The following is a 17,632-nucleotide window of genomic DNA, read 5'->3' on the forward strand; positions in this document are numbered from 1 at the left end:
CCGGGCTTATGATGCCCTCGGCCCTCCGACAAGGATTTTCCATGCGTTCGCTGCTCACCGCCCTTGGCGTTCTCCTGCTGCTGCTGATCGATACCCTGCTGATGATCGTCCCGCTGCTGCTGCTCGCCCTGCTCAGGCTGCTGCTGCCCGGCCACACCCTACGGGGGTACTGCGCGCGGGGGCTGATGTGGTGTGCCGAGAGCTGGGTCGGGTTCGCCAAGTGGATCTTCGCCAGACTCATCCCCACCGTCTGGGACATCCGCGGCAGCGCCGGGCTGCGTCTCGACCGCTCCTACCTGCTGGTGTGCAACCATCAGAGCTGGGTGGACATCCCGGCACTGCTGGAAGCCTTCAGCGGCCGGGCGCCCTTCTTCAAGTTCTTCCTCAAGCAGGAGCTGATCTGGGTACCCTTCCTTGGTCTGGCCTTCTGGGCCCTCGACTACCCCTTCATGAAGCGCCATTCCAAGGCTTACCTGGATCGCCATCCGGAAAAGCACGGCGAGGACCTGGACATCACCCGGCGCGCCTGCGAGCGCTTTCGCGACATCCCGGTGACGCTGGTCAACTACCTGGAGGGCACCCGCTTCACGAAGCTCAAGCACGCGCAGCAGGCCTCGCCCTACCGCTACCTGCTGAAGCCCAAGGCCGGCGGCGTGGCCTTCGCCCTCGCCAGCCTCGGTCCGCAGCTGGACGCGCTGCTGGACGTCACCCTGGTCTATCCCGGCCGGTGCATCCCCGGCTTCTGGGAGCTGATCAGCGGCCAGGTACCACGGGTGATCGTCGACATCCAGACCCGCGAGCTGGACGCGGCCCTCTGGCAGGGCGACTACCAGAACGACGCGCAATTCCGCCAGTACGTGCAGGCCTGGGTGACGCGCCTGTGGGAGGAGAAGGACGCCCGCATCGCCCGGCTGCACGGCGCGGCGGCCTGACAGGCCCCCTAGCGCAGCCACTCACGCAGGCCGTAGAGCAGCAGAAAATGCCCCGGATAGAAGGTATAGGCCCAGCGCCGCAGCGGCGGCACCGGGAAGCCAGGGGCGAGCCGCAGCAGACCGAGCCCCAGGGGCGCGGCGAGGAAACAGGCGAGGATCACCAGCAGGGCGAAGGGTTGCCCGAGCAGCGCATCGACGTAGAGGGGCGGCCAGTAGTTAGCCACTACTGTCAACCCCGCCGGCAGCAGCCAGCCCCACCGCGGGCGGCGCAGGGCGAGCAGGAAGGCGGCCGGCAGGAGCACACCGAAGGCGCCGAACATCAGTTGCTCGTGCAATGCCACAGCCAGCGCCAGGGCGGCAAGACCGAGCAGACGCTCCGCCGGCGGGCACGGGCACGCAGCATTGGCCAGTAGCAGGCCGAGCGCCAGGGTCGGCAGCACGTTGAAGCTGTCCGGCGTACCGATCAGCAGCCGGTACGGCCACTCGGAGAGCAGGGCGAAGACCAGCAGCCAGCCGGAATAGCGGGCTAGCGCCGACCGGCGCAGCGGCTCGGGACGGGGCCGGGCCAGATTGATGGCGAGAATCAGGCAAAAGAAGGGAAACGCCAGCCGCCCCGGCACGTGCAGCCAGATCTGCGCCGGCCAGACCAGGCGCAGATGGTCGAGCAGCATGCTCGCGAGCGCTAGCCACTTGAGCAGATCGAGCGCCGCATCGCGTGTCGCGACCGGCCCCGCGACGCGTGATGCGCCTGCCGCCAGCCTCAGTGCCGGCACCGCGTCGCGCAACCGCCCGGTCTCACTGCGGGTTGAGCTGCGACAGGCAGTTGCTGGAGGTGCCGAGCAGGCGCTCCTGCATCGGCGCAGGAACCTGGTCCGCGCCCTGCAGCTGTTGCAGCTCGGCGCTGCTGAACTCGGCGGCCACGCGGTCCGCCGAACACTCGCAGTAACGCCGCGCCAGGCCCTCCTTGTGCCGGGCCATGGCGCCGACCATGCAGTCGCGGATGAATGCCTCGCGGGCGCCGCGGGGCCACTCGCCGGCGACCGCTGGCAGGACGCCGGCGAGTGCCAGCAGGAGGACGAACAAAGAGAGGGGGCGCATCGCTGATCTCCTTTTCCTTTTCGGACGGGCCCGCAGAAGCGGATCTTCAAGTCATAGAAGAGCATCGCCGGTTGCACAAGAGGGACCACCACTCGCCGCCGGCGCTGCCCGCCGTGGGGCAACGCGACCGGGAAATCTTCGCCGTCAGGCCCTACACTGCACGGGCATTTCTGCCAGGACACCCCATGCCCACCGCCTTACCGCTCTCCCCTCGCACCGCCCGCCTGCTGCCCTGGATCATCGCCACCGCCCAATTCATGCCCATGCTCGATGGCACCATCCTCAACACCGCCCTGCCGGCCATGGCCCTGGATCTGGCCGAGGATCCGCTGCGCATGCAGTCGGTGGTGATTGCCTACATGCTCAGCGTGGCGGTGCTGATGCCGGCCTCCGGGTGGATCTCCGACCGCTTCGGCACCCACCGGGTATTCCTTGGCTCGATCCTCTTGTTCACCCTCGGCTCGCTGCTCTGCGCGCTCTCCGACTCGCTGCTGCAGCTGGTCGCCTCGCGAGTGCTGCAGGGCTTCGGCGGCGCGCTGATGATGCCGGTGGGACGGCTGGTGGTACTGCGCGCCTATCCGCGCACGGAGCTGGTGCGGCTGCTCAGCTTCGTCACCATGCCGGCGCTGCTCGGCCCGCTGCTCGGCCCGCCCCTCGGCGGCTGGCTGGTAGAGTACGCCAGCTGGCACTGGATCTTCCTGCTCAACTTGCCGGTCGGCCTGCTCGGCTGCCTGGTCGCCGTGCGCCTGATGCCCGACCTGCGCGGGCTGCAGCGGACGCGCTTCGACACCCCGGGCTTTCTGCTGTTCGGCGCCGCCATGCTGCTGATCAGCATCGCCCTGGAAGGCCTCGGCGAGCTGCACCTGCCTCACGCCCGGGTCGTGCTGCTGCTGCTTGCCGGCCTGGCCTGCCTGGCCGCCTACTGGCTGCGCGCCACCGTCGCCGAAGAGCCGCTGTTCTCGCCCGGGCTGTTCCGCACCCACAGCTTCGCCATCGGCGTGCTCGGCAACCTGTTCACTCGCCTGGGCAGCGGCGCCCTGCCCTTCCTCACCCCACTGCTGCTGCAGTTGGGCCTGGGCTATTCGCCGAGCCAGGCCGGGATGGCGATGATTCCCGTGGCGCTGAGCTCGATGGCCATGAAACCGCTGGCGCCCCGCTTGATCGAGCAGCTCGGCTACCGCCGGCTGCTGGTCGGCAACACCCTGCTGATCGGCAGCCTGCTGGCCAGCCTGGCGCTGGTCGACGACGACACGCCCTATGCGCTCCTGCTCCTCCACCTGGGACTGATCGGCGCGGTGAACTCCCTGCAGTTCTCAGCGATGAACATCGTCGCTCTGATCGACCTGCCCACCCGCGACGCCAGCAGCGGCAACAGCTTGCTGTCGGTGGTGGTCCAGCTGTCCATGAGCCTCGGCGTAGGCATCGGCGCTGCCCTGCTCGGCGGTTTCAGTGCGGACGGCGCGACCCGGGGCGGCTCGCTGCTCGCCGCCTTCCAGGCCACCTACGTCTGCGTCGGCCTGCTGGCGATGTTCGGCGCCAGCCTGTTCTTCCAGTTGCGCCCCGAGGACGGCCGCTCCGGGCGGCGCCACGAGGACGAGCTGGCCGATTAGCCCTGGCGACTGGCGGGATCGACCGTTCGGTTCTTCAATTCAGAGGGGGCTCAGCAAAGCCCACGGGAACGCCTCTGGCACGATGCCGGCACGAACCCGTGCTTCCATCCGATTATCGATCGAGACAGCCTTGAGGAGTCAGGGAAGCGAGTCGTTGATGTCTTTGTCAGCGCGAGGGGGCCAAGCCCCGAACGAAATGGGTGGGGGTTTCCCTCGCTGGCGGATCGGCGCCCGCCTGGGCGTATTGCTGGCTTTGCTGCTGGGTTCACAGCCGGCTGCCGCCGCCAGCCATGACGAGCCGGCCACCCTGCAGCTGGACGGCAGCGAGCGGCGCGTCGACCTGCGTCCCCACCTGCAGCTGCTGCGCGACCCCGCCGGCAACCTGCAGGCCGAGGACGTCATGGCTGGCGGCCAGGCGTTCGCCCCGGTTGCCGGACGCCGTGACCTGAACCTCGGCTACACCCGCGACATCGTCTGGCTGCGCCTGGACCTCGTGTCGCGCGCGGCGGAGGTCCGCGATTGGCAGATCGAATTCGTCTATCCCTCCCTCGATCGCGTCGAACTGCTCCATAAATCGGACGAGCCTCTGCTGGCCGGCGACCGGGTGCCCGCCGAACAGCGCAACAGTGACCACCTGTCGCCGGCCTTCGCCGTGCGCCTGGAACCCGACGAACGGCGCAGCCTGTTCTTTCGCGTCCAGTCGAGCGGCACCCTGACCCTGGACGCGCAACTCTGGGAGAGCGCGGCCTTCGCCCGCCACAGCCGGCTGAACCTGATGGTGCAGACCGGCTATATCGCCATGCTGGTCGCCCTGTGTGGCTACAACCTGCTGCTGTTCCTCGCCCTGCGTGAGCGCAACTTCCTGCTCTACGTGCTGTTCGCCGCCAGCCTGGGCGGCGGCATGCTCGCCCACTCGGGCTTCGGCGCCCAGTACTTGTGGACCGGCGGCAGCGAGCTGGACAATCGCCTTCTGCCGCTGTTCCTCGCCCTCGCCATGGCCATGGGCACCCTGCTCACCCGCGAGTTTCTCGATACCCGCCACGCCCTGCCGCGCTGGCACCACCTGCTCGGCCAGGCCTGCGCCGTGCACTTCGGGGTGGCCCTGGGTGCGCTGCTGCTGCCGGTCGACCGGGCGCTGCAGACACTCTCCCTGAGCAGCATCGGCGGCATCCTGCTGCTGCTCGGCTGCGGTCTGGCCGGCCTGCTGCGGCGCTCTCCGGGGGCACGCATCTTCGTGCTCGCCGAGCTGACCCTGATGGCCGGCGCACTGCTCATGGCGCTGCGCAATTTCACCCTGCTGCCGAGCAACCTGATCACCGCCAACAGCATCCAGTTCGGCTCGGTGCTGGAGATGCTGCTGCTCTCCTTCGGTCTGGCGGCGCGCCTGAGCGAACTCAAGCGCCTCAAGCTGGAGGCCCGCGAGGCCGTCCTGCGCAGCCAGCAGGAAGCCCTGAAGGCCCTGCAGGAACAGGAGCGCCAGTTGGAACGGCGAGTAGCCGAACGCACCGCCGCCCTCGCCGAGGCCAACGCGCGCCTCAGCGCCATGGCCCTGCAGGACCCGCTCACCGGCCTGGCCAACCGCGCCGGGCTGAACCAGCGCCTGACCCAGGCCTGGCAGCGCGCCCAGCGCAAGCAGGAGCTGCTCGCCCTGATCCTGATCGACCTCGATGGCTTCAAGGCGATCAACGACCACCACGGCCATGCCGCCGGCGACCAGCTGCTGCTGCAGGTCGCCGTCCGCCTGCAGACCAGCGCCCGCGCTACCGACCTGGTGGCCCGCCTGGGCGGCGACGAGTTCGTGCTGATCTGCGAGGCCATCGACTCCGAGGAGCAGGCCCGCGCCCTGGCCGAGCGCATCCTCCACTCGCTCGCCCAGCCAGTGCAGCTGGGGAATGTGCAGGTCAGCCTGAGCGCCAGCATCGGCATCAGTATCTGCCGCGGGCAGAGCCACGAAAACCTGCTGCGCGAGGCCGACCAGGCGATGTATCAGGCCAAGGCCCGCGGACGCAGCCACATTCACCAGGCCGATGCCAACCTATCCTCGCACCCGGCATACCGGCCAGGCTGAGGCGCGCTCCGGCACCCCTCAGCGCCCTTGGCCGAACAGCAGCCAGCGCGCCTCGTCGGTGAGCAGCGCCCCGGGGTCGACGTTGACCTGCTCGGCCAGGGCGTAGGCGCGCTGCACCGCCGGCCGCGCGGCGATGCGCTCGAGCCAGGCGGCCATGTTGGGGAAGTCCTCGAGACGCTGGCGCTGGCCTTCCCACAGCTTGGCCCAGGGGTAGATCGCCATGTCGGCGATGGAGTAGTCGCCCGCCACGTAGTCGCGGCCCTGCAACTGGCGGTCGAGCACCCCGTACAGGCGCGTGGTCTCCTTCACATAGCGCTCGATGGCGTAGGGAATCGGCTCCGGCGCATAGCGGACAAAATGGTGGTTCTGCCCGGCCATCGGCCCCAGCCCACCCATCTGCCAGTACAGCCACTGCAGCACCTGAAAGCGCGGGCGGGTTTCCCGGGGCAGGAAGCGCCCGGTCTTGTCTGCCAGGTATTCGAGGATGGCGCCGGACTCGAACAGCGCCAGCGGCGCGCCGCCGTCGGCCGGGGCCTGGTCGACGATTGCCGGGATCCGGTTGTTCGGGGCGATCTTCAGGAACTCGGGGGCGAACTGCTCGCCCTTGCCGATGTGCACCGGACGCAGGCGGTAGTCCAGCCCGGTTTCCTCGAGAAAAACGGTGATCTTGTGACCATTGGGGGTGGTCCAGTAGTAGAGATCGATCATCGGCTTGCCCTCCTCAGCTATTGGCGGCACGCTGCACCGGCCCCTGGCGTTCCTCGCAGAAGGCCAGCAGGCGGTGGAACCAGGCGCCGACCGGCGAATCCTCGGGCCAGAGCTGCTCGCCCAGGCACCAGGCCCAGAAGAAGAAGCCGCCGACCAGGTAGTCAGCGCCGCCTGGGGCCGCCCCGTCCAGCCAGGGCTGCCCGGCCAGCAACGCGCTCAGCGGCTGCAGCGCCCGCGCCAGCTGCGCCTGCCCGGCGTCGCGGTCGGCGAAGGCTTCCAAGGACATGCCCAGCGCCTTCTCGCGGCTTTGGCGGAAATAGTCGCGGTCGGCCGGATCGATGCACTCCAGAATGCGCAGCACCAGCAGGCGGAACAGCGCCGGGCGCAGGTCCAGGGCGACGTACTGGTCGATCAGCCGCAAGCGGCTTTCGCCCGGCACGCCGCCGAGCAGGCTGTGCTCGGGGTAGTGCTCGTCCAGATGGCGGAAGATCGCCAGGCTGTCGTGGACTGTCGTCTCGCCATCGCGCAGCACCGGCACCAGCTGCTGGCCGGAGAAAGCCAGTGGTTCCTTGTCGGCGAAGCGCAGCGGACGGCTGGCGAAGTCCAGCCCCTTGTGCGCCAGGGCCAGACGCACCCGCCAGCAGTAGGGGGAAAACACCACTTCGGGGGACGCTCCGCAGAGTTCGTACAGTTCGCGCATTTCCATCTCCTTTTATTGGGACTTACCGGTCCAAAAACAGACAAACCATCACCTGAGGCAGCCCAGAGCCACCTCGATCGTCGCGCGCAGGGCCTCCGTCGAGGCCCCCGCCTTGCGCTGAGTGCGCAGGCCGCTCATCACGCACAGCAGATAGCCGGCCAGCACCTGCACATCGGCCGCCGCATCCAGCTCGCCACAGGCCTGGGCCCACTGCAGGGCCTCGCCCAGCACCTGGCTTATGCCCTCGGCGCCGCTGCGCAGCAGCGCAGCGATCTCCGGATCGGCCTGGGAGAACTCACTGGCCACGTTGACCAGCATGCAGCCACGCGGAGGGTCGCCGGCGCACTCCTCCTCCAGGGCGCAGAGCAGCCAGGCGCGCAGGAACGCGCGCGGCGAGGCCGCCGACTGCAGCCGCTCGCGCAGCTCGCGGCGACGCTGGGCGCAGTACTGGCGCAACGCCGCCTCGAACAGCGCGCGCTTGCTCGGATAGCTCTGGTACAGACTGCTCTTCGACAGGCCGGTCGCCGCCAGCAGGTCCTGCAGCGAGGTGGCTTCATAGCCACGCCGCCAGAACACTTGCATGGCCTGTTCGAGCAGTTGGTCCGGATCGAAGGTACGGGGACGTCCGCGGGTCATGGAGCAAATTTAGGACTGATCGGTTCACAAGTCAACCGACCACCTGCCGGACAACGCGGGTGGCAGAAATCACGAAGGCGGCACCGCTGGTGCCGTTGGCGGGTAACGCTGCGCGGTTACCCGCCCTACTCGGGGGCCGCTCCCACAGGGTCTCCAGCGCGCCGCTCACAGCCGCGCCAGCAGCTCGGTGGCGCTGCGGTACGGCAGGCCGTGGGCCTCGGCCACGCTGGCGCAGGCGAGCTGGCCGTGGGCCACATTGAGGCCGTTGCGCAGGTGCGGATCGTCCTCCAGGGCGCGGCGCACACCCTTGCCCGCCAGGGCGACGACAAACGGCAGGGTCGCGTTGTTCAGCGCCAGGGTCGAGGTGCGTGCCACCGCGCCGGGCATGTTGGCCACACAGTAGTGCACCACGCCGTCGACCAGGTAGGTCGGCTCGGCATGGGTGGTCGGGCGCGAGGTCTCGGCGCAGCCGCCCTGGTCGATGGCCACATCCACCAGCACCGCGCCGGGCCTCATCCGCGCGACCATCTCCGCACTGATCAGCTTGGGCGCCGCCGCGCCGGGGATCAGCACGGCGCCGATCACCAGATCCGCCGCCAGCACCTGCTCGCGCAGCGCCGCGCCCGTCGCGTGGAGGGTGGCGATGCGGTTGCCGTAATGAGCATCCAGACGGCGCAGAGTGTCCAGGCTGCGATCCAGCACGGTAACGTCCGCCCCCAGGCCGACGGCCATAGCCACCGCCTGGCTGCCCACTACCCCACCGCCGAGGATCACCACCTTGCCGGGTGCCACTCCGGGCACCCCGCCGAGCAGCACGCCGCGCCCGCCCTGGGCCGTTTCCAGGCAGTGGGCGCCGGCCTGGATCGCCATCCGCCCGGCGACCTCGGACATCGGCGCCAGCAGTGGCAGGCCACCCTGGGCATCGCTGACCGTCTCGTAGGCGATGCAGGTGGCGCCACTGGCCAGCAGGTCGTCGGTCTGCGCCCGGTCCGGGGCCAGATGCAGGTAGGTGAACAAGCTGTGCCACGGGCGCAGGCGGGCGCGCTCCTCGGCCAGCGGCTCCTTGACCTTGACGATCAGCTCGGCGGCCTCGTAGAGCGCCGCGCCGTCCGCGGCCAGGCGCGCCCCGGCGGCCCGATAATCCGCGCCGGCGAAGCCGATGGCGGCGCCGGCCTGGCTCTCGACCCACACCTCATGGCCGAGGGCGGTCAGCTCGGCCACCGAGGACGGCGTCAGGCCGACCCGGTATTCGTGGTTCTTGAGCTCCCTGGGTACCCCGATGCGCATGGCAGCCTCCTCGCCCGGCGGGCGTTACCTGTCGTTCCTCGACGGGTCTCGTCAAACAACCCGACTCATCGATTTTCATGGACCTGCTTCAGCACCTGCAGGAACGAGCTTGATCGCGATCAACGGCCCGGCAAGCCGGATCCACACCGACGTCCGGTGGCACCATCGACTGGCCTCACTCCTTCCGCCCCTGATCCTTGAGCAGCTGCAGCAGCTCCATGGGCAACGGGAAGACAATGGTCGAGCTCTTGTCGCCGGCGATGGTGCCGAGGGTCTGCATGTAGCGCAGCTGCATGGCGCCGGACTGGCGGCCGAGCATTTCCGCGGCCTGCATGAGCTTTTCCGAGGCCTGCAGCTCGCCCTCGGCATGGATCACCTTGGCCCGCCGCTCGCGCTCGGCCTCGGCCTGCTTGGCGATGGCGCGGATCATCGACTCGTCGAGGTCGACGTGCTTGATCTCGACGTTGGCCACCTTGATGCCCCAGGCGTCAGTCTGCACATCCAGCGCCTGCTGGATATCGCTGTTGAGCTTCTCGCGCTCGGCCAGCATGTCGTCCAGCTCGTGCTTGCCGAGCACCGCGCGCAGGGTGGTCTGCGCCAGCTGGCTGGTGGCGCCGTGGTAGTCCTCGACCTGGATGATCGCCTTCTGCGCATCGAGCACCCGGTAGTAGATCACCGCGTTGACCTTGACCGAGACGTTGTCGCGGGAGATCACGTCCTGGGTCGGCACGTCGAGGACGATGGTGCGCAGGTCGACCCGCACCATCTGCTGGATGCCCGGGACGATGATGATCAGCCCCGGCCCCTTGACCTTCCAGAAGCGCCCGAGCTGGAACACCACGCCCCGCTCGTACTCACGCAGGATGCGAAACGCCGACAGCAGCAGCGCGACCAGCAGCGCCAGAATGAAACCGAAACTCAGTTCGAAGCCCATGTCAGTCTCCTTGCGGGGTGGGTTGCTCGACGGCCGCGACGTTCAGCAGCAGCCCCTGGCGGGCCACCACACGCACTGCCTGGCCGGGCTGCAGCGGCGCAGGGCTACGCACCTGCCAGCGCTCGCCCTGCAATTGCACCCAACCGGCCAGCGGGTCGTCGACCTCGACCGCGGTCACTGCCGCCAGGCTGCCGACCAGCCCGGCGTCGCCGCTCTGCAACGCACGGTGGCGCGCCTTCAAGGCCATGCTGACGATGAAGACGATCAGCCCGGCGCTGACGATCGCCAGGGTCAGGATCAGCGACAGCGGGATGCCGAAGCCCGGCACCTCGGTATCGATCAGGATCAGCGCGCCGATAACGAAGGCCACCACCCCGCCGATACCCAGCACGCCGAAGCTGGGCAGGAACGCCTCGGCGGCCATGAAGGCGATGCCGAGCAGGATCAGGCCGACCCCGGCGTAGTTCACCGGCAGCAGTTGCAGGGAGTAGAGGGCGAGGATCAGACAGATGCCGCCGAGCACCCCGCCGAGGCCGAAGCCCGGGCTGGAGAATTCGAAGAACAGCCCGTAGACGCCGAGCATCATCAGAATCAGCGCCACGCTGGGGTTGGTGATCACCGCCAGCAGCCGTGTGCGCCAGTCTGGCTCGTGGGGGATCAGCACCGCTTCGGTGGTGTCGAGCGTGACCATGCCCTCGGCCACGGCGAAGCGCTTGCCGTCCAGCTGGCGCAGCAGATCGGGCAGGTCGGCGGCCAGGTGGTCAATCACCTTCAGCTCGAGGGCTTCCTGGGCGGACAGGCTGACCGCCTCGCGCACCGCCTGCTCGGCCCATTCGATGTTGCGTCCGCGCAGCTGGGCGAGGCCGCGGATATAGGCGGCAGCGTCGTTGATCTGCTTCTTGGTCAGGGCATCGGCGGGCTCAGGCGCGGCCGGCTGCTCGCCGGGCTTGTCCGCCTCGCCGGGTTTCTCCGGCTGCCCTGGCTGCTGCGGCGGCGTACCGGGCAGGCCGCCGATCTGCACCGGCGTCGCCGCGCCGAGGTTGGTGCCCGGCGCCATGGCGGCGATATGGCTGGCATAGAGGATGTAGGTACCAGCGCTGGCCGCCCGCGCGCCGCTCGGCGCCACATAGCTGGCCACCGGCAAGGGGCTGGCGAGAATCGCCTTGATGATCGAGCGCATAGATGTGTCCAGCCCGCCGGGGGTGTCGATGCGCACCACCACCAGCTGTGCGCCCTCCTCCTCGGCGCGAGCCAGGCCGCGGATCAGGTAGTCGGCGCTGGCCGGACCGATCGCCCCCTCCACCGTCAGCACCGTGACCGGCGGCGGGGCGGCGAGGGCCGGCAGCGCCGCCAGCAGCAGCAAGGACAGCGCCAGGATCAGGCGCAGACAACGTGCGGGAGCGGGCATGGTTTCCCCGATGAAGTGTGTGAATGGGGAAAGGATAGACGAGACGGAGGGAGCGGCTTGGTGGCTGCCCATACTCCAGATGTCCGGACGAGGCACTTTCCTCGGCACGACCTACAGGTTCAGCCAAAGAAAATGCGGCGCTCAAACTTCGCTGCCGAGGCCTCCCGCCCCGTTCCTCCGATGTCTACAATGACCCGCCCCCACCGCCAGGCCGACCCCATGCCCTCGACCTCCCTCCGCCAGTCCCTTCGCCAACTCTGGGCCCACCACATCTTCAGCTACAGCCTGCGGGTGTTCATCGCCCTCACCGGCAGCATGGCCCTGAGCTGGATCCTGGATCGCATGGACTTGCTCATCCCGCTGTTCCTCGGCATCATCGCCAGCGCCCTGGCGGAAACCGACGACAGCTGGGAGGGCCGGCTGCAGGCGCTGCTGGTGACCCTGGCCTGCTTCGCCGCGGCGGCCTTCGCCGTCGAGCTGCTGTTCCCCTACCCCTGGCGGTTCGCCGCCGCCCTGGCGCTCTCCAGCTTCGGCCTGACCATGCTCGGGGCGCTGGGCGAGCGCTACGCCACCATCGCCACGGGCACGCTGATCCTGTCGATCTACACCATGATCGGCATCGACCAGCGCGGCGGGCCGCCGGTCGACCTGTGGCGCGAGCCCCTGGTGCTGGTCGCCGGCGCCGCCTGGTACGGCGTGCTCTCGGTGCTCTGGCAGGCACTGTTCAGCACCCAGCCGATCCAGCAGAGCCTGGCCCGGGTGTTCCGCGAGCTGGGCCAATACCTGAAGCTCAAGTCGTCGCTGTTCGAGCCGGTGCGCCATCTCGACGTGGAAAAGCGCCGCCTGGAGCTGGCCCAGCAGAACAGCCGGGTGGTGGCGGCGCTGAACGCCGCCAAGGAAATCATCCTGCACCGGGTCGACAACGGCCGGCCGACGCCGCAGGTGAACCGCTACCTGAAGCTGTACTTCCTCGCCCAGGACATTCACGAGCGCGCCAGTTCCTCGCACTACCCCTACAACGCGCTGGCCGAGGCCTTCTTCCACAGTGACGTGCTGTTCCGCTGCCGCCTGGTGATACGCCAGCAGGGCAAGTCCTGCCAGGCCCTGGCGCGAGCCATCGAGCTGCGCCAGCCGTTCGACTGCTTTGATCAGACCCAGGCCCTCGAAGACCTGCAGACCTCGCTGGAGCACCTGCGGCGGCCGGGCAATCCGGCTTGGCGCCAGCTGCTGCGCTCGCTCGACGCGTTGGCCGACAACCTCGTCCACCTCGACCACCTGCTGCACGATGCGCGCAATCCCGACGCACTCGCCGAGGCCCAGGACAGCAGCCTGCTCGACCGCGAGCCGCAATCGCTCGGCGAGGCCCTCGGCCGCCTGCGCCAGCACCTGACCCCGGCCTCGCGGCCGTTCCGCCACGCCCTGCGCCTGGCGGTGGCGCTCTCCGCCGGCTACGCCCTGCTGCACCTGATCCACCCCACCCAGGGCTACTGGATCCTGCTGACCACCCTGTTCGTCTGCCAGCCCAACTTCGGCGCCACCCGCCGCCGGGTCCGCCAGCGCATCGTCGGTACCGTGCTCGGCCTGGTGGCCGGCTGGGCGCTGTTCGATCTCTTCCCCAGCCTGCTGGTGCAGTCGCTGTTCGCGGTGATCGCCGGGGTGGTGTTCTTCGCCACCCGCGCCAGTCACTACACCCTGGCCACCGCGGCGATCACCCTGCTGGTACTGTCCTGCTTCAATCAGGTCGGCGACAGCTACGGGCTGATCTGGCCGCGCCTGGTGGACACCCTGCTCGGCAGCCTGATCGCCGGCCTCGCGGTGTTCCTGATCCTCCCCGACTGGCAGGACCGCCAGCTGAACCGGGTGCTGGCCAACACCCTGGCCTGCAACGCCCGCTACCTGCGCCAGCTGATGCAGCAGTATCGCAGCGGCAAGCGCGACGACCTGGCCTACCGCCTGGCCCGGCGCGATGCGCACAACGCCGATGCGGCGCTGTCCTCGACCCTCTCCGGGATGCTCATGGAACCCGGTCACTTCCGCCGCGAGGCGGACGTCGGCTTCCGCTTCCTGGTCCTCTCCCACACCCTGCTGAGCTACCTCTCGGCGCTCGGCGCGCACCGCGAGCAGTTGCCCGAGGCCGAGTGCCGCCCGCTGCTCGACGAGGCTGCCGAGCGCCTCGCCGACAGTCTTGAGGAGATCGCCCGGGAGCTCGCCGGGAACCGCCCGGTGGCCGTCCACAACGAGGCCGAGCAGGCCCTGACCCAGCGTCTTGAACAACTGCCCGAGGAACAGGACGACGGCCTGCGTCTGGTGCAGAGCCAGCTGGCGCTGATCGCCGGCCAGCTCGCTCCGCTGCGCGGCCTCGCCGCGCCCCTGCACCAGAGCCCGGCGCACTGACCGCCAGCGGTAGGGCAATCCCTGCCGCCAGGCACTTTCCCATCATTTCGCCTTCCCCGACACGTTCGTCTATACCTATTGCTGTTTCCTCGGGACACCTATTGCATGGAGGAGCCCATGAGCAGTTCAGCAGTAAGAGCAGGCTTGGCGATACCTTTCGCCCTGGCTCTGGTCCTGGCCGACAGCGCACAGGCCGCGCCGGAAGAGAAACCGACCAGCTACCTGCCGGTGGCGGTCACCGAAGCCTTCGAGACCGTCAAACAGCGTCTGGCGGGCGAGAAATCCAGTGTGATGAAGACGCAGCAGCGCTTGCTGGATACGCGCTACGACCTCGCCGACAAGCCCGTCGAGGGCGTCACCATGAGCAAGGGCAAGCCGGTACAGGGCGGCGTGCGGGTCAAGCTGTCGAGCGGCACCAACTGGGACGACCTGGCCCGGATGAGTCCCGAGGACATCCGTGGGAAACGATTGTTTCCAGCCGGCTTCATGCCACTGCCCCATCCCAAGCACGGCGAGGGCGGCATGGTTTTCCCGCAGTTCATGATCGACGAGATCAACCAGCAGGAGCAGCGCGACCTGACCCGTTTCGACCTGGACTTCGACCTGCCCGATCACTTCCTCCCCGAATTCCCGGCGCCGATCTTTCTCACCACCCGTCCGGACCTGGGCGACGTGTCCCAGGGCAAGCAGGTGACCCTGTTCAACTTCCATGAGCTGTTCAACGGCATCCTCAATCCCAAGCAGCTCGAAGGCCTGCGCCTGTTGCTCACGCCCTTTCCGCAGCAGCAGTTCAACGCCACCGAGGACCGCCGCAGCGAACACCCGCACCGCGGCGTGGCCTGCCTGGACTGCCACGCCAACGGCCACACCAACGCCGCCACTCACCTGGTCGGCGACATCCGTCCGCAGGAACTGCGCCATCGCATCGACACCCCGTCGCTACGCGGGGTGAACATCCAGCGGCTGTTCGGCTCGCAGCGAGCCTTGAAGTCGGTGGAGGATTTCACCGAGTTCGAGCAGCGCGCCGCCTATTTCGACGGTGACCCGGTGATCGCCACCAAGAAGGGGGTGAACATCCTCGAGCGTGGCAGCCAGGTGCACTTCATGGGCGAGCTCCAGAACATCCTGGACTTCCCGCCGGCGCCCAAGCTGGACGTCGAGGGCCGGCTGATCAAGGCCCAGGCCAGTGAGCAGGAGCTGCGCGGCGAGGCGCTGTTCCACGGCAAGGCAGCCTGCGCCGGCTGCCACGCCCCGCCCTACTACACCGACAACTCGATGCACAACCTGAAGACCGAGCGCTTCTTCGAGCCGCAGAACATCAACGGCCGCCTGGCCAAGGCCGACGGACCGATCAAGACCTTCCCCCTGCGCGGCATCAAGGACTCTCCGCCGTACCTGCACGATGGCCGCCTGCTGACCCTGGACGACACCGTCGAGTTCTTCAATCTGGTGCTGCAACGGGGTCTGACCGCGGAGGAAAAGGCCGACCTGGTCGCCTTCCTGCGTACACTCTGATGACCTCGACCAAGCTGCCGGCGGAGGATGGCGCAGCGGCGTCACCCTCCAGCAGCGGCAGGGCTTGCAAGCGGGCGCAAACTGCAACCAACTATTCAGGCACTATTGACATCCACGTGAGTACCGACGCCACGCGGTCGACGCCCTTCGCCACCGGCCGACCACCGCCGCGCTCCGATTTCCCTTGCATTCCCCGACGCCTTCCGATGACCAAAGCCTACGTGTTACAGCTGATCCTCGCCCGCCTGGAAGACAACCTGGCCCTCGCCCAGCACGCCGCGCAGACGGCCCATGAGGCGGCGACCCATGAAGAGAACATCGCCGAGAACAAGTACGACACTCTCGGCCTGGAGGCAGCCTATCTGGCCGCCGGCCAGTCGCGGCGAGTGGAGGAGATCCGCCAGGCCCTGAGCCTCTATCAGAACCTGCAACTGCGCTCCTTCGATGCCGAGCATGGCGTTCAGCTGACGGCCCTCGTGCGCCTGGTCGACGGACAGGGCGAGGAACAGACACTGTTTCTCGGCCCGGAGGCGGCCGGCCTCAAGGTGCAGGATGGCGACCAGCAGGTGATGGTCATCACCCCGCGCTCGCCGCTCGGCCAGCGCCTGCTCGGCCGGGGCGTGGGGGATGAGATCGAGTTGACGCTGGCCGGGATGCGTCAGTGCTACGAGGTGCTGGAAATCGGTTGAATCCGGCCTAACGGCCTTGGCGGCCGAAGGCCTTCAGCACCCGCTTGACCAGCGTGACGCCGGCCAGCACCAGACCACCGGCGACGATGCCGACCAGCGCGTTCATCAGCGTCGGCACCAGCGCCGAGAGAATGCTGCCCACGGTCGGCAGGCCGTTGGTGGTGGCCTCCAGGCCGTGCAGCCAGTGGGCGAGAAACGGCAGGCCGTGCACCAGGATGCCGCCACCGACCAGGAACATCGCCGCGGTGCCGAGTACCGACAACCCCTTCATCAGCCAGGGTGCGGCATTCAGCAGGCCGCGGCCGAGACGGTTCAGCAGCGGGTCGGGCTGGCGCTCCAGATAGAGACCGAGATCATCCAGCTTGACGATGCCGGCGACCAGCCCGTAGACGCCGAGGGTCACGATCAGCGAGATGCCCACCAGCACACTGACCTGGGTGACGAAGGAGGCTTGCGCCACGGTGCCGAGGGTGATGGCGATGATCTCGGCGGAGAGAATGAAGTCGGTGCGCACCGCACCCTTGATCTTGTCCTTCTCGAAGGCGACCAGATCGATGTTGGGATCGACCAGCGCGGCGGTCAGTTCGGCGTGCTCGGCCTCGTCCTCGGCGGCGCTGTGGGTCAGCTTGTGCGCCAGCTTCTCGAAGCCCTCGTAACAGAGGAAGGCGCCGCCGAGCATCAGCAGCGGGGTAATCAGCCAGGGCGCCAGGGCGCTGATGAGCAGCGCGGCGGGCACCAGGATCACCTTGTTCAGCAGCGAGCCCTTGGCCACCGCCCAGACCACCGGCAACTCCCGCTCGGCCTGCACGCCGGTGACCTGCTGGGCATTGAGGGCGAGATCGTCGCCGAGCACGCCGGCGGTCTTCTTCGCCGCGAGCTTGGTCATCACCGAGACATCATCGAGCAGGGTGGCGATGTCATCGAGCAGGGTTAGCAGACTGCTACCAGCCATTGGGAACTCCTTGTGGGGGATGGCCAGGTAGGTTGACGGACCTGGCGGGGGACGCCAGTAAAGCAGGTCAGGAAGACGCGGCAAAGATGGCCGGAGAAACTGCAGGTGATTCGTGCGGCCTGCCCAAAAGAAGGCCCGGCAGTGTGCCGGGCCGGCAGGTGGATTCCCTTGATCGACTGGCAAGCGCATCAGGACGGCTGAAGCCCATCCCAGCGATGTCAGGTGGATGCGTAGGTAGGCAGACGGACGCGGCTCTGACTTTGCAGCCTGGCGAGCATCGGCGCCTTGCCGGCCTCGATGGCCAGGTCGCGCTGCACCGAGCTGATCAGCCAGTCAAGATGCACCCTGTTTTGCACTTGGCTCAGGGACAAGGCCCGACGCATTACCAAGCGCTCGCCCTGCTGCAGGGTGAGCAGCAGGCTGCCATCCGGACGCGGCTCGATGAGGACGTCGCATTCGGGGAAAGCGGCGATAAGGGTTTCTTCTATCTGCTTCATGGAGCTACTCCCTAATCATATGGTCCCGCGGCGAAAGATTGAGGCAAGTATCATTCCAGCAGGTAATTACCATATGAATCAATGTGTTGCGAAGAAACCATAGAACCACATCTTGCAAAGTGCAAGAAAGCACCCAAGCACAGCGTGCATTTTGCAGGATGGGCAGGAGGGACTCAGTTGCCCGCCAGGGTGCCTAGCCTGGAT

General features: G+C 68.1%; 16 protein-coding genes. 6 read left to right on the forward strand and 10 right to left on the reverse strand.

Features of this window, described 5'->3' with window-relative positions; all coding sequences use genetic code 11:
* Positions 1 to 41 precede the first annotated feature (41 nt).
* Complete coding sequence (locus ACYVD0_RS12250) at positions 42 to 932, forward strand: acyltransferase (RefSeq protein WP_460427064.1); 891 nt, start codon at positions 42 to 44, stop codon at positions 930 to 932.
* Between the two features lie 8 nt (positions 933 to 940).
* Here the strand turns inward: ACYVD0_RS12250 and ACYVD0_RS12255 are convergent, their stop codons facing one another.
* Positions 941 to 1,690 carry a TraX family protein gene (locus ACYVD0_RS12255; RefSeq protein WP_460427080.1) on the reverse strand — a complete coding sequence of 250 codons (750 nt, stop codon included), beginning with the start codon at positions 1,688 to 1,690 and terminating at the stop codon, positions 941 to 943.
* 37 nt (positions 1,691 to 1,727) lie between these two features.
* Positions 1,728 to 2,030 (reverse strand): hypothetical protein, encoded by a 303-nt coding sequence (locus ACYVD0_RS12260; RefSeq protein WP_460427065.1) that lies wholly within the window; start codon positions 2,028 to 2,030, stop codon positions 1,728 to 1,730.
* Positions 2,031 to 2,215: 185 nt separating this feature from the next.
* On the opposite strand from ACYVD0_RS12260, the gene mdtD reads away from it, so the two are divergent.
* Entirely contained in the window at positions 2,216 to 3,640 is a 1,425-nt protein-coding gene (gene mdtD, locus ACYVD0_RS12265) for an MFS transporter (RefSeq protein ID WP_460427066.1), read from the forward strand.
* A gap of 196 nt (positions 3,641 to 3,836) precedes the next feature.
* Positions 3,837 to 5,708, forward strand: a complete 1,872-nt coding sequence (locus ACYVD0_RS12270; RefSeq protein WP_460427067.1) for a diguanylate cyclase domain-containing protein — start codon at positions 3,837 to 3,839, stop codon at positions 5,706 to 5,708.
* An 18-nt stretch (positions 5,709 to 5,726) separates the two neighbouring features.
* Here the strand turns inward: ACYVD0_RS12270 and ACYVD0_RS12275 are convergent, their stop codons facing one another.
* The 6 genes from ACYVD0_RS12275 to ACYVD0_RS12300 form a co-directional block, all read right to left on the reverse strand.
* Complete coding sequence (locus ACYVD0_RS12275) at positions 5,727 to 6,416, reverse strand: glutathione S-transferase N-terminal domain-containing protein (RefSeq protein WP_460427068.1); 690 nt, start codon at positions 6,414 to 6,416, stop codon at positions 5,727 to 5,729.
* A gap of 13 nt (positions 6,417 to 6,429) precedes the next feature.
* The gene (locus ACYVD0_RS12280; protein ID WP_460427069.1) at positions 6,430 to 7,116 is read right to left on the reverse strand and encodes a glutathione S-transferase family protein; all 687 of its coding nucleotides are present in this window, start codon (positions 7,114 to 7,116) and stop codon (positions 6,430 to 6,432) included.
* A gap of 48 nt (positions 7,117 to 7,164) precedes the next feature.
* Positions 7,165 to 7,752, reverse strand: a complete 588-nt coding sequence (locus ACYVD0_RS12285) for a TetR/AcrR family transcriptional regulator (protein ID WP_460427070.1) — start codon at positions 7,750 to 7,752, stop codon at positions 7,165 to 7,167.
* A 165-nt stretch (positions 7,753 to 7,917) separates the two neighbouring features.
* On the reverse strand, positions 7,918 to 9,039 hold the full coding sequence (gene ald, locus ACYVD0_RS12290; protein WP_460427071.1) for an alanine dehydrogenase: 1,122 nt from the start codon (positions 9,037 to 9,039) through the stop codon (positions 7,918 to 7,920).
* 175 nt (positions 9,040 to 9,214) lie between these two features.
* On the reverse strand, positions 9,215 to 9,973 hold the full coding sequence (locus ACYVD0_RS12295; RefSeq protein WP_460427072.1) for a slipin family protein: 759 nt from the start codon (positions 9,971 to 9,973) through the stop codon (positions 9,215 to 9,217).
* A gap of 1 nt (position 9,974) precedes the next feature.
* Positions 9,975 to 11,381 carry an NfeD family protein gene (locus ACYVD0_RS12300; RefSeq protein ID WP_460427073.1) on the reverse strand — a complete coding sequence of 469 codons (1,407 nt, stop codon included), beginning with the start codon at positions 11,379 to 11,381 and terminating at the stop codon, positions 9,975 to 9,977.
* 219 nt (positions 11,382 to 11,600) lie between these two features.
* On the opposite strand from ACYVD0_RS12300, the gene yccS reads away from it, so the two are divergent.
* The 3 genes from yccS (at position 11,601) to ACYVD0_RS12315 (ending at position 15,979) form a co-directional block, all read left to right on the forward strand.
* Positions 11,601 to 13,775, forward strand: a complete 2,175-nt coding sequence (gene yccS, locus ACYVD0_RS12305; protein ID WP_460427081.1) for a YccS family putative transporter — start codon at positions 11,601 to 11,603, stop codon at positions 13,773 to 13,775.
* A 117-nt stretch (positions 13,776 to 13,892) separates the two neighbouring features.
* On the forward strand, positions 13,893 to 15,290 hold the full coding sequence (locus ACYVD0_RS12310; protein ID WP_460427074.1) for a cytochrome B6: 1,398 nt from the start codon (positions 13,893 to 13,895) through the stop codon (positions 15,288 to 15,290).
* A gap of 206 nt (positions 15,291 to 15,496) precedes the next feature.
* Positions 15,497 to 15,979 carry a GreA/GreB family elongation factor gene (locus tag ACYVD0_RS12315; RefSeq protein WP_460427075.1) on the forward strand — a complete coding sequence of 161 codons (483 nt, stop codon included), beginning with the start codon at positions 15,497 to 15,499 and terminating at the stop codon, positions 15,977 to 15,979.
* 7 nt (positions 15,980 to 15,986) lie between these two features.
* On the opposite strand, the gene ACYVD0_RS12320 is transcribed toward ACYVD0_RS12315, so the two are convergent.
* Both ACYVD0_RS12320 and ACYVD0_RS12325 read right to left on the reverse strand, forming a co-directional pair.
* Positions 15,987 to 16,931, reverse strand: coding sequence for a DUF808 domain-containing protein (locus ACYVD0_RS12320; protein ID WP_460427076.1), 945 nt, complete (start codon positions 16,929 to 16,931; stop codon positions 15,987 to 15,989).
* Positions 16,932 to 17,149: 218 nt separating this feature from the next.
* Complete coding sequence (locus ACYVD0_RS12325) at positions 17,150 to 17,428, reverse strand: DUF3509 domain-containing protein (RefSeq protein WP_460427077.1); 279 nt, start codon at positions 17,426 to 17,428, stop codon at positions 17,150 to 17,152.
* Positions 17,429 to 17,632: the final 204 nt, after the last annotated feature.

Source organism: Azotobacter armeniacus (genome assembly GCF_054779355.1).